12 protein-coding genes are annotated in these 15,176 nt (G+C 41.0%); 9 read left to right on the forward strand and 3 right to left on the reverse strand.

Annotated features, from left to right (window positions below):
- Nucleotides 1-35: 35 nt before the first annotated feature.
- Entirely contained in the window at nucleotides 36-653 is a 618-nt protein-coding gene (locus ACFSBH_RS04390) for a YesL family protein (RefSeq protein ID WP_379596211.1), read from the reverse strand.
- 260 nt (nucleotides 654-913) lie between these two features.
- Between ACFSBH_RS04390 and xylA the strand changes: the two genes are divergently transcribed.
- The 3 genes from xylA (at nucleotide 914) to ACFSBH_RS04405 (ending at nucleotide 4,926) form a co-directional block, all read left to right on the forward strand.
- A complete protein-coding gene (gene xylA, locus ACFSBH_RS04395) occupies nucleotides 914-2,236 on the forward strand; it encodes a xylose isomerase (RefSeq protein ID WP_379596213.1) in 1,323 nt (440 codons plus the stop codon).
- Nucleotides 2,237-2,307: 71 nt separating this feature from the next.
- On the forward strand, nucleotides 2,308-3,807 hold the full coding sequence (gene xylB / locus ACFSBH_RS04400; protein WP_379596215.1) for a xylulokinase: 1,500 nt from the start codon (nucleotides 2,308-2,310) through the stop codon (nucleotides 3,805-3,807).
- Nucleotides 3,808-3,876: 69 nt separating this feature from the next.
- Complete coding sequence (locus tag ACFSBH_RS04405) at nucleotides 3,877-4,926, forward strand: aldose epimerase family protein (RefSeq protein ID WP_379596217.1); 1,050 nt, start codon at nucleotides 3,877-3,879, stop codon at nucleotides 4,924-4,926.
- A gap of 57 nt (nucleotides 4,927-4,983) precedes the next feature.
- On the opposite strand, the gene ACFSBH_RS04410 is transcribed toward ACFSBH_RS04405, so the two are convergent.
- Nucleotides 4,984-5,559 (reverse strand): low temperature-induced protein, encoded by a 576-nt coding sequence (locus ACFSBH_RS04410; RefSeq protein WP_379596219.1) that lies wholly within the window; start codon nucleotides 5,557-5,559, stop codon nucleotides 4,984-4,986.
- Nucleotides 5,560-5,738: 179 nt separating this feature from the next.
- Between ACFSBH_RS04410 and ACFSBH_RS04415 the strand changes: the two genes are divergently transcribed.
- The 6 genes from ACFSBH_RS04415 (at nucleotide 5,739) to ACFSBH_RS04440 (ending at nucleotide 13,657) form a co-directional block, all read left to right on the forward strand.
- Entirely contained in the window at nucleotides 5,739-6,089 is a 351-nt protein-coding gene (locus ACFSBH_RS04415; protein ID WP_251512709.1) for a hypothetical protein, read from the forward strand.
- Between the two features lie 261 nt (nucleotides 6,090-6,350).
- A complete protein-coding gene (locus ACFSBH_RS04420) occupies nucleotides 6,351-8,420 on the forward strand; it encodes a catalase (protein ID WP_379596221.1) in 2,070 nt (689 codons plus the stop codon).
- A 493-nt stretch (nucleotides 8,421-8,913) separates the two neighbouring features.
- Nucleotides 8,914-9,519: a TetR/AcrR family transcriptional regulator gene (locus ACFSBH_RS04425; protein ID WP_379596223.1), complete on the forward strand. Its 606-nt coding sequence runs from the start codon at nucleotides 8,914-8,916 to the stop codon at nucleotides 9,517-9,519.
- 149 nt (nucleotides 9,520-9,668) lie between these two features.
- Nucleotides 9,669-10,985 (forward strand): purine-cytosine permease family protein, encoded by a 1,317-nt coding sequence (locus tag ACFSBH_RS04430; protein WP_251512705.1) that lies wholly within the window; start codon nucleotides 9,669-9,671, stop codon nucleotides 10,983-10,985.
- 18 nt (nucleotides 10,986-11,003) lie between these two features.
- Nucleotides 11,004-12,098: a DUF917 domain-containing protein gene (locus ACFSBH_RS04435; protein WP_251512704.1), complete on the forward strand. Its 1,095-nt coding sequence runs from the start codon at nucleotides 11,004-11,006 to the stop codon at nucleotides 12,096-12,098.
- Nucleotides 12,098-13,657 (forward strand): hydantoinase/oxoprolinase family protein, encoded by a 1,560-nt coding sequence (locus tag ACFSBH_RS04440; protein ID WP_251512703.1) that lies wholly within the window; start codon nucleotides 12,098-12,100, stop codon nucleotides 13,655-13,657. The genes ACFSBH_RS04435 and ACFSBH_RS04440 overlap by 1 nt, the downstream gene beginning before the upstream one ends.
- A gap of 194 nt (nucleotides 13,658-13,851) precedes the next feature.
- On the opposite strand, the gene ACFSBH_RS04445 is transcribed toward ACFSBH_RS04440, so the two are convergent.
- Nucleotides 13,852-15,117: an exo-beta-N-acetylmuramidase NamZ family protein gene (locus tag ACFSBH_RS04445; RefSeq protein ID WP_251512702.1), complete on the reverse strand. Its 1,266-nt coding sequence runs from the start codon at nucleotides 15,115-15,117 to the stop codon at nucleotides 13,852-13,854.
- Nucleotides 15,118-15,176: the final 59 nt, after the last annotated feature.

Below are 15,176 nucleotides of genomic sequence, written 5' to 3' on the forward strand. Positions count from 1 at the left end.
CACTCCAGCCGCTTGGGAAGAAATGGTGTGAATGGTCAGTTTGCTTGTTGTTTTTCTTGAATTTTATTGAAAGCATGCAAGCTAAGCCAAGTGGTGATAAATGCATAGGTTGTACCACCGAATATAAAAAATAATGCTGGTACCGCTTGCATAATGAAAAATATGGAAATGAGACAGACCATCATCAAGAAACTATGTATCGGACTAATGATCATAATTAAGAATGCATTTTTCAAGAGTGGCAGAATCTTCAAGTCGTAATGCACGAAGCTCGGAAAAATATAAAACAAATAGATAAGGATAATCAGCATGAATGCGAATAACGGGACATACGTCCAGGTAAGTTGTTCATTTGCATGTTGAATGTAATAAATATCTATGGCGATGAGAGCGAAAAGAACATTAATAAAGATTCCTAAAAGGTTACTTTTCCAGAAGTCCTGTTTATAGTAATTCCAATAATTCTTAAAGACCGGGATGTCTGATTTTCCTCGCAACCAGTCGCGGACCATGGCAAACATGCTGATGGTCGCAGGATAAAATCCGAGGATGACGCCACCGAGCAAAGTGAAAAGGATCCATAACAGATTCAAGAAGGCAAATCTGGTGATCCATTCGAATATGGAATAGAGCTTGCCCATTGCGTTGTTCAAATAATCTCCCCCTGTTCAAATTGTCAATGATGTACAAGTATTATACGACATCAAATTCTCTTTATCTATCCAGACAACAAAGAAAATGGTTGGAAGAGGATAAACGGGGAGATTTTAAAAGATATAGAGATTGATAGATGAATAAATAAGGGATTAAAACCGAAACTCAGTTCAGTTGCTATACTAACTGAGTGTAGAGTGATTCAAATAGTAGAAACATTACTTTCAAGAAGTTTCAACATTATTAGGAGGGTGTATTCATGACATACTTTAAAACAATTGAGAAAATCCAGTACGAAGGTCCAAAATCAACGAATCCATTAGCCTTTAAATTTTACAATCCGACAGAAAAAGTCGGTGGAAAGACAATGGAAGAGATTCTTCGCTTTGGTATTGCCTACTGGCATACATTTACAGAGGACTTATCCGATCCATTCGGTGTCGGCACTGCCGTCCGCCCTTGGGATAAGTATACAGGTTTGGATTTAGCGAAAGCACGTGTCGAAGCAGCATTCGAATTCTTTGAAAAAATCAATGCCCCATATTTCGCTTTTCATGATGTGGATATCGCTCCTGAAGGGGATACATTAAGGGAAACGAATAAAAACCTGGATATTATTGTAGCGATGATCAAAGATTACATGAAAGACAGCAAGACGAAATTGCTCTGGAATACAGTGAACAACTTCAGTCATCCACGATTTGTCCATGGAGCGGCTTCATCCAATAACGCAGATGTGTTTGCGTATGCAGCAGCTAAAGTGAAGAAGGCTTTAGAGGTTGGAAAGGAATTAGGTGCCGAAAACTATGTATTCTGGGGTGGTCGTGAAGGATACGAGACTCTCTTGAATACAAATATGAAGCTGGAATTGGATAATCTGGCGCGCTTCTTCCATATGGCAAAAGATTATGCAAATGAAATTGGCTTTGATGCACAGTTCCTGATTGAACCAAAACCAAAAGAGCCAACATCTCATCAGTATGATTTTGATGTGGCGAGCGGATATGCTTTCTTACAACACTATGGCTTAGAAAATATTTTCAAATTCAATATTGAAGCAAACCATGCAACACTTGCAGGTCACACATTTGAACATGAATTGCATTATGCAAGAATCCATAACATGCTAGGTTCTGTAGACGCAAACCAAGGTCATCCGTTACTCGGCTGGGATACCGACGAATTCCCGACTGACCTGCATACGACCGTACTTGCCATGTATGAAATTTTGAAAAATGGTGGCTTAGGCCGCGGAGGATTGAACTTTGATGCGAAAGTACGCCGTGGTTCATTTACACCAGAAGATCTGTTCCATGCACATATTGCGGGTATGGACAGCTTTGCAATCGGTCTAAAAGTGGCACAGAGCTTAATCGATGATAACGTATTGGATGGAATTATTGAAGATCGTTACCAATCGTATACAGAAGGCATCGGCTTGGATATTGTGGAAGGTAATACAGACTTGAAGAAATTAGAAGCGTACGCGTTAGATTTGAAGGATATCCAGCATGCATCTGGTAAGCAGGAAAGTATTAAAGCTACGATTAATCAATACTTATTGACAACTTTTAACGATTAACCAAAATAATAAAAGACGAAGAACAGGTAGCCCACTTCGTCTTTTATTATAGGAAAAGCAGGTGGGGAAAGATGAAATATGTGATTGGTGTTGATTTAGGAACTAGTGCAGTGAAAATATTATTAGTGGACCAGCATGGAGATGTCGTTCAGGAAGTATCGAAGTCTTATCCGCTCCTCCAGGAAAGGGCCGGATACAGTGAGCAAAACCCACAAGATTGGGTGGACCAAACGATGGCTGGGCTGGCAGAACTTATGAAAAATTTTACAGGGCAACCTGAAGAAATCGAAGGACTCAGTTTTTCGGGACAAATGCATGGTTTAGTTCTGCTTGATGATCGAAATGAAGTGTTGCGGAATGCGATTCTCTGGAATGATACGAGAACAACGGAAGAATGTCAGGAGATTTATGAGAGAGTTGGAAAAGAACGCTTATTGGAGATTACAAAAAATCCTGCGTTAGAAGGCTTCACCCTTCCTAAAATACTTTGGGTGAAAAAACAAGAACCGGATATCTTTGCTGAAGTAAATACATTTGTCTTGCCTAAAGATTATGTACGCTATCGTCTGACTGGAGAACTCCACATGGAATACTCTGATGCTGCAGGAACACTCCTCTTGGATGTTGCTGAAAAAACATGGAGTAATGAAATCTGTGAAAGCTTAGGAATCACTCGAGAAGCTTGCCCACCACTTGTGGAATCACATGCTGAAGTTGGAACAATAACGGAAGAAATTGCGGAAATTACAGGGCTTAGCAAACGTACAAAGGTGTTTGCTGGCGGAGCGGATAATGCATGTGGAGCAATTGGTTCGGGAATCTTGGAAGACGGAAAAACATTAGTAAGTACCGGGACGTCGGGTGTCGTCTTGTCTTATGAAGCTAGTGATGAGAAGGATTTTGCAGGAAAAGTCCATTACTTTAATCATGCGGCACCGGGTGCATTTTATACGATGGGTGTGACCTTGTCTGCTGGGCATAGCTTGTCCTGGTTTAAGGATACATTCGCTGAGGATATCAGTTTCGATGAGTTATTAGCTGATGTGGGGGATGTATCCATCGGTTCAAATGGCTTGATCTTCACCCCGTATATTGTAGGGGAAAGAACCCCGCACGTCGATTCAACAATTCGGGGAAGTTTCATCGGAATGGATGGAACACATAAAAAAAAGCATTTTGCTCGTGCTGTTCTAGAAGGGATTACTTTTTCCTTAAATGAGTCCGTAGAAATATTCCGTCAACATGGAAAGGAAATCGATAAAATTGTCACCATCGGCGGAGGAGCAAAAAATGAAACTTGGCTGCAAATGCAAGCCGATATTTTTCAAGCGAATATTATCAAGCTGAAAAGTGAACAAGGACCAGGAATGGGAGCTGCTATGCTAGCGGCTTATGGTTGTGGCTGGTTTGGCTCATTAAAAGATTGTGCTGATGCTTTCTTGAAGGAAGATAAAGTGTATACTCCGATTCCTGAAAATGTAGAGAAGTATAAAGGGCTCTTTAAAATTTACCAAGGGGTATATGGTAAAACGAAAGAGTTGAATGAACAGTTGATGGAATATAGGAATTAGTATAGAGCTACAGTAGTCCACGGGTTTTCTACTTGTGGACTACTATTGTGATGTAAAGGAGAGGTGACGATGGATGTTTCTGCAAATGTTATAGGCAGTGTACAAGGTAAACAAATCATCGCTTATACGATGAAAAATAATAACGGAATACAGATGACCGTTCTGAATCTAGGCTGTATCGTTACTGAAATCTTAACACCCGATAAAGATGGAAACTTTGAAAATATCGTTGCCGGATTTGATCATGTAGAAGATTACTTATCTAACCCTGCCTTCTTTGGGGCAATTATTGGAAGAGTGGCTGGAAGGATAAAGGGTGCCACATTTCAACTTGATGATGAAATCTATAAGCTTGCTGAAAATGAAGGTCCAAATCATCTTCATGGTGGTGTGGAAGGTTTTCATAAAAAGATTTGGGAAGGTAAGATACTCAGAAAGGAAAATCAAATCGGAGTTGAATTCACGTATCTGAGCAAGGATGGAGAAGAAAACTATCCAGGAAACGTGACAGCAACCGTAACTTATTTGCTGAATGATAAAAATGAATGGACCCAGATGATTGAAGGTAAGACCGATAAAAAGACGTTGCTCAATCTGACGAATCACAGCTATTTTAATTTATCGGGAAACTTTAAAAGGGACATACGAAACCATGAATTGAAAATGGATAGTACCCGTTTTCTAGAGTTGGATGAGAACTTTATTCCGACAGGTAACATGCTGGAAGTGGATGGAACTGTATTTGATCTCAGAAGAGGAAGAGAATTGAGAGAAGTATTCCAATCAAATCATCCGCAAATTGAGTTAACAGGGAATGGATTCGACCATCCATTTATGCTGAAAGAGGATGCTAGTAATATCACTTTAAGTGAAAAGAAATCCGGCAGGGTACTAACGGTGGAGACAAACCAGCCCAGTGTCGTAATCTATACATCTAATAATCTAGGTGATGATTTGGTGATGCAAGGAGGAAAGAAGTCTTCTAAGCACATTGCAATTTGTCTGGAAACTCAAGCTCCACCTGATGCGATCCACCACAGTAATTTTCCAAGCATCCTTTTACAACCGGGTGAAAAATATTATTCTGTTACTAGGTATAAATTTGGAGTTCAGGTATGAAGAGGAATACGTATACTAAAAGGGAGATGTCATGACAACATCTCCCTTTCATTACAATTAAAATCTATCTGCACGTCTGCTTCTCGTAGTTGCATGCTCTGGATACATACCTCTATTTTCCGTATCATGGGACATGAATGTGGCATAAACAAGGTTTTCATGTTCTTCATCGGCTTCAACTAGTACAATAATTTTTCCGTTTTTAAGGAAACCTTCATATTGCTTCGCTTGCTCTTCTGGAATACCTAGTCCAACAAGAGCACCGACAATACCACCGCCGCCTGCACCAATTCCAGCTCCAGTCAGTGCTGCCGCAATCGGACCTGCTGCGGCGATTTGACCAATACCTGGAATGGTTAAGAGTCCTAGTCCTAAAACTAATCCGCTTAGTCCTCCGAGCAACCCGCCAGTCGCAGCTCCGATACCAGCTCCTTTACCAGCATTTTTCGCACGACCTTCATCATCCGTAATGACTCCAGTCCGTGTCTCATCTTCCAGAACGTTTGCTTTACTTTTATCGTGCACAAATACAGAAATATTATTGGAAGTGTAGCCTTGTTCCTTCAATTTTGTAATGACTTGTTCTGTAGTAGCTACATCCGAGAATACACCGCCGATTATTTTTTTATCCATCAAAAAGTCCTCCTTTTTGCGTTTAATCGTCTATACCCGATGTTGAAATATTTATTCGTTAGTGAAGGAATAGCGTGGAAAGTTGCCATTTAGTTTCATAATTATGTTTGTTGGTTAGAATGATAGATAGAGGAGTTTTAAATATCAGTACGAATAGAAGGATAGTAGGAGGGTTGATTATGGGATCATTTTCGGTGCTTGGAGCGATCGTCGTACTTACAGGTTGGTTTGCGCTCGTTGAATATGATCAATATACGGAGTCGGATAAGAAAAAAATACTGGAGCGTATTAAAAACAGTCCAGCAGCAATCTTAACAATCGCCCTAATGCCTGTCGGTCTTATCGTAAATATGTTAGGAACTTTTATGGGTTCTTTACTGCTGGTCATGATTGGTGCGACTCTAATTTTCATTCAGAGCATTATTGTTTCCTTATTATTTTGGAGGAAAAAGCGATGGAAAAGTATTTTGCTGCTCGTGACAATGTTCATTCTTGGTGTACTCCTTTATATCCCTTTGTTTCTTTACTGAATACCAAATAATGGAGTCTCATTGACGTATTTTGTCGATAAGTATTCCAAAAACAGACAATATTCCCCGGGAAATAACCTTGCACGTTTGCTTAGCTGAAGTGCAAGGTTATTTTTTTTGCAATAAACAATCAAAGAATTCATGCCAATCGATACTCCCAGAACCTTTGCCAACCCGCCCAAAAAGTCAAGTTTAATAAACGGATAGGTCGGGAATGTGTCAAATGATTACAAAAAGTTTTGCTAAAGGATGTGGATGGACATGGCTAATGAAAAAGATGACAGATACGAACAGGAACCAATGGATCATAAAGATGCACAACTTGAGGTGGAACGTAAAAAGAATACAGGTGAAGACCGTCACCTGACAGACGACAACGGGGTGAAAGTTTCTAATACGGAAACAACTTTACGTGCAGGAAAACGCGGTCCACTAGTTTATGAAGATGTTCATTTTTATCGAAAACAGACAGCATTCAATCGGGAGCGTATTCCGGAAAAAGTGGTACATGCCAGAGGTTTTGGATTATATGGAGAGTTTGAAGCATACAAATCACTGAAACATCTGACCAAAGCCCATTTCTTACAGGAAGCAGGCAGAAAGACACCAGTATTTACCCGTTTTTCTACATTCCAGGGAAATAAAGGGTCAAAGGATACGGCAGTGGATATTCGTGGCTTTGCTGTAAAATTTTATACGGAAGAAGGTAACTATGATTCGTTATCTCTGCAATTTCCAGTGTTTATCGTTTCAGATGCAATGAAGTTTATGGATGTGGTCCATGCTGCAAAACCGAATCCGATGACGGATATTCCGCAAGCTACCACTGCACACGATAATTTCTGGGATTATGTTGCAAATAACCAGGAATCTGCACATATGATCATGTGGCTGATGTCCATGCGTGGACGTCCGAGAAGCTGGCGCACAATGGCAGGTTGGCCAATCAATACATTCCGTTTCGTTAATGACGAAGGAAAATCCACTTTTGTCCGTTTCAAATGGCAACCAAAATTAGGTGTCCAGTCCCTGTTGCTTGATGAAGCGAATATTATTGGTGGAATTGATCCGGACTTTCACCGCAATGATATTATACAAGCGGTACAAACAGGAGCTTATCCGGAATATGAGCTTGGTGTTCAGTTGATTGAAGAGGAAGATGCAACGAATTATGATTTTGACATTCTGGACGATACGAAGTTTTGGCCAGAAGAAGTTGTACCAGTTGAAACCATTGGGAAGATGACATTGAACCGACTCATGGATAATTTCTTCGCCGAGGAAGAGCAATCAGCATTTGATCCTTCCAGCCTTGTACCTGGTATTGATTTCACAAATGACCCAGTTCTACAAGGAAGAATCTTTGCATATCGGGATACCGAGCTTTACCGTCAAAACTCAGCAAACATCAACGATATTCCGGTAAACCGACCGCTTAATGAACGAAATCAAAATACAAGAAACAGCTATCAAAAACATCCAATTGATACGGACCCAGTCCATTTCCATAAGAATTCACTACAAGAAAATACACCAAGAGAAGCAAGTGAAGAAGAAGGCGGGTTTGGACATTATCCTGAAAAGGTCGAAGGACATAAATCGAGTGAAGTTCCAAGTGATTCGTTTGAGGATTACTTCTCTCAACCAAGAATGTTCTGGAACAGCCTGACAACAGTAGAGCAGAAAGATCTGTTAGAAACATTAACATTCCACCTGCAGAAAGTAAAATCAAAATCTGTACGTGAACAAAACGTAAACATGTGGGTGAATGTGGATAAAGACATGGCGACGGCACTTGCTGAAAATCTTGGCGTCGAACCTCCAACAGGTTCCCATGTCCCGGTAACAGAAAGTTCGGAAGCAATCAGTCTTGCAAATACACCACCTTCTGCATTCACGAAAAAAGTTGCAATATTGATCGGCGATGACTTTAATGATGAAGAAGTGGAAAAAACACTTTCAGCGCTTAAAGAAGAAGGGACATTTGTCCATATCGTCAGTGATCAGCTTGGTGAAGTGAAAGGGACGAACGGAACGGCACTGCAGGTAACGGATACATTTCTGACAACCCATCCAACTCTTTTTGATAGTCTATATGTTGTAGGCGGCACTAGTAAAAATCAGCAGAAGTTCGATGATCAAGTCCAAGAATTTGTAAATATGCAGTACAAATACTTCAAGCCAATCGGTATCGCAACAACAGGAGCGAAATACTTAGCGGAACAAGACCAAGAAAAATTAGTTGGTGTTGTGTTGGCTGAGGGTAATAGTGGCTTTGAAGAGGAGTTTGTAGCTGCGGTTGCGAAGGGACGTTTTTGGGAGAGGCAGTAAGTAGCAAGAGTTATGTCATGTGATTTAAAAAAATGATTAGGTATTTAAAAAGGCTACTACTCCAATATAAATGGGATAGTAGCTTGATTTTTGTATGGGATTTGAACTTAATCTATTCAAACTAATCATTTGAAATGTAAGAGGGAAGTAATAAAAGAAAAGGCATCCACTTGGGTGTCTTTTCTTTTGGCATGATTTTGGAAAATTCATCCAGAAGATGGGGATAGTTTCACTGTAAAGTCGCCCCTTAGCTTCATGTATTTATTTTTTATTTCGAATGGAATATAGAAGTACAGTGTGATGATGCGAAAAGCAAATAAGAGAAAAATAAATGAAAATTTCGCGGACTCTGTAAAATGGCTATTTTTCAATATAGGTTGCGCTTTCTATTAAAACTATAAAATTTTACCAAGCGAAAATTATCAAAAAACTAATTGACAGAAAAAAATAAAATGAATATAATTGCACCTAACACTTGTTAGGCGGTGATATATTGCATACCAAACTAATACAAGCAGCACTTAATCAATATTCCAATTATGGATATAATGGTGCGACGATGCGGAAAATCGCAGAGGAAGTCGGAATCAAACCTGCATCGATATACTATTTTTATAAAAATAAAGAAGAATTGTTTATTGCTGCATTTCAGCACCTGCTTGACAACCACTTTTGTAAAATGGAGAACATTTTAAAGGAACATAAAGATAAACCAATTCAAGAGATTTTTAACGCGATGCTTCAAGGGATTGTAGATCATCATACGGATGATATGCAGGGAACGAATGCATACATCTCCCTAGTTACTTCTCCCTTAGATGAAATATCCGATTATCTCCATAATCATATGCTGCGATACAATGATTGGCTTACAGAATCGTTGGAATCCATCCTTAAAAAAAGATATCCGGGGATGGCTACAAATGAAGTGGACTGCATCGTTAAACAATTTATCCTAATTGGGAATGGAGTTTTCTGGGGAATTAAGCTTTACGAAGGAGAAGTCTTAAAGGAACAAATAACGCTTGCTGAAAAAATTATTCAATCTTTATGTGAGGAAATCAATGAGAAATATATCAAGCAATCGTTTTCTGAATAGGTGACGTCAGTCTTGAGAAAACAATGACAAGTTTTGTATAAAAGACATCAGCATTTTTGATAGATTTATGTAGCAAAACTAGAAAGCTATGATAGTTACTTCTCGCGAGAATGACAATAATAAATCAGACAACATTAGGAGGCAAGGCAATGGGACAAAAAGCAAATATTGGAGACGACTTTTCATTATCAAGAGTGCCGATGTCAGCAAGACAATCACTATGGAGCATTACTATTATTCGCGTAGGTGCTTTAGCGACGATTTCACAATTCATGTTGGGTGCATCCTTAGGGTTTGGAATGTCATTTTGGGAAGCATTCTGGGCGACGATGTTAGGGAGTGTAATTTTACAAGTTATTAGTTTTCTGCTTGGATATGCAGGTGCTCGCGAAGGGTTATCTACTAGTCTATTAGCTCGCTGGACCGGGTTCGGTAGATATGGATCAAGTATTATTGGGGCAGTTATTGCCATTTCCTGTATCGGCTGGTTTGGTGTTCAAAATTCCGTTTTTGCGAATGGAATTGTCCAAGCAACGGGTGGAAAATTATCGCTTCCTGTCGCTGCGACGATCACTGGACTTGGAGTTACCGTACTAGTAATTTTTGGATTTAAGCTGTTAAGTATTACGGCCTCGATTACGGTTCCTCTCTTTTTACTCGCTGTTGGCTTTGGGATTTATCAAGTGTTAAGCGAACATTCTATCCTTGATTTGATTGGTGCTACGCCAGCAGGGGAGCCATTGACGATGGGAGCAGCTGCCACTATGGTAGCCGGGGGATTTATCATCGGTGCTGTCATTACTCCAGACTTCACCCGTTTTGCAAAGAGTGGAAAAGATGTTTTTTGGATGGCAACGATTGGTGTACTTATCGGTGAACTCGGAATTAATATGATTGCTGTTCTGCTTGCACTTGCTGCAAGAACCAATGATGTCGTTAGTATAATGGTTGGCACAGCCGGTTGGTTCGGTGCACTTGTCGTCATTTTATCAACGGTTAAAATCAATAATCTGAATTTATATTCTTCTTCCCTTGGCTTTACGAATATTTTTGATTCTTTGTTCAACATCAAACTGAACCGCGGTATCGTGACACTTGTCATTGGAATTATTGGAACAGTGCTTTCTGTAATAGGAATTCTCGATTATTTTGTTGATTTTCTCGTATTTTTAGGTGTACTCGTTCCACCAATCGCTGGAATCATGTTAGTGGAATATTTCATCCTTAAAACTCATCGTCAAGCATTGGATGAAACTAGAAAAGAAGGTACATTACCAGAGAATATTGGTAGCCTACATCCAATTACATTGATTGCTTGGGTCGCAGGATTTGCTTCAGGATATTTTGTTCCACTTGGTATCCCTTCCATCAACTCCCTTGTCATCAGCGGGTTGGTTTATCTAATCGGAGCAGTGATCATAAAAAAATTTAACGACAAGGATCGTTTGACTAGAAAAGTGGCATAAATTAGGAGGTTATAATAAATGAGAAAAATAGGCAAACAAGAGATTGAAGATATGGCAGTAGGAGCCGCACTCCTTGGAACTGGAGGAGGCGGAGATCCGTACATTGGAAAACTGATGGCTTTGCAGGCTATTGAAGAATTTGGCCCGGTGACTGTGTTAGACCCAGAGGAAGTACCGGACGATGCACTCGTCGTCCCATCTTCCATGATGGGTGCTCCGACCGTCATGTTGGAGAAAGTTCCGAGTGGGGAAGAAGCGATTGAAGCTTTTCAAAAATTAGAAGCATATTTAGATGAAAAAATCTATGCCACGTTTCCAATTGAAGCGGGAGGTGTCAATTCCATGCTTCCATTTGCGCTGGCGGCAAGATTAGGTTTACCGGTAGTGGATGCAGATGGGATGGGACGAGCATTTCCAGAATTACAGATGGTTACTTTCTATTTGGATGGAATCTCTGCCACTCCGGCAGTAATTGCAGATGAAAAAGGAAACAGCGCATTGTTGACAACGATTGATAATGTATGGACCGAGCGGATTGCCCGAGCAGCTACGATTGAAATGGGCGGCTCTGTGATGAATGCGATGTATTCCATGCGCGGAAAACAACTGAGGGAAAGTGGAATCCCAAATATTTTAAGGCTGGAAGAAGAGATTGGAAAGACGATCCGTCTCGCAAAAGAAAATAATGTGAATGCGATTCAAGAAGTGTTGAAAACCGTTGGCGGATTTGAGTTATTCCGTGGAAAGGTTACCGATATCGACCGGAAAACGGAGACTGGATTTGCCCGTGGAATAGCAACGTTTGAAGGAATCGGCAATGATAAAGGGGAAACACTACAGCTCCGTTTCCAAAATGAACACTTACTAGCCACGAAAGGTGAGCAAGTGGTCTGTGTCACACCAGATCTAATTGCAGTCCTTGATGCAGAAACAGGACTTCCCATCACGACGGAAGGCATCCGTTATGGTACACGTTGTGTCATCATTGGTATCCCATGTCATCCAAAGTGGCGCACGAAAAAAGGTATCGAAACGGTGGGACCAGGATATTTCGGTTATGATGTTGACTTTGTTCCTGTCGAGGAACTGGTGAACAAAGGAGGGGAAAAATAATGAGCAGTTATCGAATTGGAATCGATGTTGGGGGAACCCACACAGACGCAGTACTATTAGATGAAAACAATCAGGTCATCTCGGAAACAAAAGCTTCAACAACGAAAGACGTCACTACTGGTATTTACGATGCTATGCATGCGGTTATTACGGAGGCTGATGTTCCCCGTGAAAATATTCACTATGCCATGCTTGGAACGACACATTGCACGAATGCAATTGTGGAACGAAAAGGATTAAATAAGATTGCGGTAGTCCGCATTGGTGCTCCGGCTACGTTGGCGGTAAAACCTTTAGTCGGTGTGCCGGAAGATTTGCGGAATGCGCTCGGAAAATATGTGTATCTAGTCCGCGGGGGACACGAATTTGATGGTCGGGAAATTACAACATTAGATGAAGAGCACTTGTACCAAATAGCACATGACGTAAAGGGCGAAGTGGATTCCATAGCGATTACATCTGTCTTTTCACCGGTAGCTACCGTTCATGAGGAGCGTGCTCGGGATATTTTTACAGAGGTATTGGGGCAAGATATTGCCATCTCTCTGTCCTCTGAAGTAGGTTCAGTCGGACTGTTGGAAAGAGAAAATGCAACCATTTTGAATGCATCTGTTGTTCAAGTCGCTAAAACAGCTGCTGATGGATTCCTCAAGGCACTAGAAGATGAAGGCATTCAGGCGAGAGTTTTCTTTGGACAGAACGATGGTACGTTAATGTCCGTCGAATATGCAGTGAAATATCCTATTTTCACGGTCGCTTGTGGTCCTACCAACTCCTTGCGTGGGGCATCCTATTTAGCTGATTTATCAGATGCTATTGTCGTGGATGTTGGAGGAACGACTTCTGACGTTGGAGTTCTCGTAAATTCCTTCCCACGCGAATCGTCATTGGAAGTTGAAATTGGCGGAGCGCGGACAAACTTCCGGATGCCAGATCTTGTTTCAATCGGCCTTGGTGGAGGAACGATTGTACGTATCTTGGAAAATGGGGAATTCACAATTGGCCCTGATAGTGTCGGATACCAATTGCCGGAGAAGGCTCTTATTTTTGGAGGCGACACATTAACGACAACGGATGTTGCCGTTGCATTAGGTAAAGTAGAACTTGGTGATCCTTCAAAAGTTGAGCATTTAGATAAAGCATTATTGGAACGTGTTTATGCGAAAATGGTTGAAATGGTTGAAGAAGCGGTAGATCGTATGAAAACAAGTGCTGAACCAACTCCTGTCATTCTTGTCGGCGGTGGCAGTGTTCTATTCCCGACTGAATTGAAAGGTGCATCCGTTGTCCTTCGACCAGAACATTCCGGTGTTGCCAATGCAATAGGTTCTGCTATCTCCCAAGTCAGTGGTCAAATAGAAAAAATCTATCTATTAGATGAGGTTGGAAGAGATAACGCAATTAAACAGGCGAAAGAAGAAGCTATGGCTGAAGCGATGAATGCAGGGGCAGATGAAGACAGTCTAGTCATTGTAGATATTGAAGATGTGCCACTTGCTTACTTGCCGGGAAATGCTACAAGAATTCGTGCGAAAGCAGCTGGTGAGTTGAAGCAATAAGTAAAACAATACCTACTATATAAAGGTTAGGCTTCCTTTATGATAAGGTTGGGATAAGGGGATAGGCTGAGGTCACTGAAAAAATCCCTTAGATAACAAGAATGATTTATTAGCTTTATCGAATAGAAAGAGGGACAGTTTCCTTATCTGTTTCATCATTCAGAAACAGACAGTGAACTGTCCCTTTATCCTTTTTAATACAACAAATACCCTCTCCGCACCTTCTCAAATTCCTTCAAATCATGCTTCCATCTTTTTTCCATCTCTTTAACGGATTCACCATTCTCAATTGCCTCACGAATCCACCCGTTTCCAATCAAGTTATCAAAGAAGGAAATACCTGCACTGTTTTCTGCACGGAATTCAAAGTCATCTGGATACATATCATGCAAGGTTTTCACGATGTGAAGCCCTGTTTCGATTGGCTTGTAGGCTTTCTCGTTTTGAATGTGGATCTGCACCCCGTGACTTAATGTTCCGCTATGTTTTGAAATGGTCGGTGTGAAGGATGCCGCACGGAATGTAACGCCAGGTAGCTCCAAATCATTTAATGCAGCTGCAAAATCTTTACTGTTTACAAATGGTGCACCGATCAATTCGAATGGTTTTGTCGTACCGCGGCCTTCTGAAACGTTCGTACCTTCAATTAATGCTGCGCCTGGATAAACAATGGCAGTATCTAATGTAGGCATGTTCGGTGAAGGTAAAACCCATTCCAAACCAGTATCATCGTAGTACATATTTCGTTTCCATTTTTTCATTTCAACGACGGTCAAGTCCGCATTAATGTCGAACTCCTCATTAAACAATGTTGCTAATTCTCCGACTGTCATCCCGTGACGTAGTGGAATCGGATAGTTACCGACGAATGATGCGTATTCTGGGTCGAGTACTGGCCCCTCGACTTTATGTCCGCCTAATGGATTCGGGCGATCAAGGACAATGAATTCGATATCGTTTTCAGCTGCAGCTTCCATCGCGTATGCCATCGTGTAAATATACGTATAGAAACGTGTACCGACATCCTGGATATCAAAGAGGAGGACATCTACATTTTCCAGCATTTCTGGAGTAGGTTTACGCGTTTGTCCATATAAACTGTAAACAGGCAATCCGGTCGACTCATCAATATAAAATTCCACATATTCACCTGCTTGTGCATCACCGCGAACGCCGTGTTCTGGGCCGTACAGGGCGGTGAGCTCAACATCAGGGTCTTCATACAAACGGTCTACAATACTATTTAATTCTTGGTCGACTCCGGTAGGATTTGTGATTAAGCCGACACGTTTTCCTTCAATGAGATGTTTTTGTTCATCTAATAGAACTTCCACACCTAACTGGAAGCTCTTTTTCTTCCCTTTGCCTTTCCCGTTGCTTTCTCCTTTGTCTGCGAAAGCCATCGTAAGGGACGTAAGAACGAGCGTAAGCGTTACGAACGCGACTAGTATTTTTTTCATTGGTGATCCCTCCGTTAATATTTTAATAGGAAGCTCAGACCCTCAGTGAAGAGGAGGGG

This window comes from Oceanobacillus luteolus, from assembly GCF_042678205.1.
GTDB classification, from domain to species: Bacteria; Bacillota; Bacilli; order Bacillales; family Amphibacillaceae; genus Oceanobacillus; species Oceanobacillus luteolus.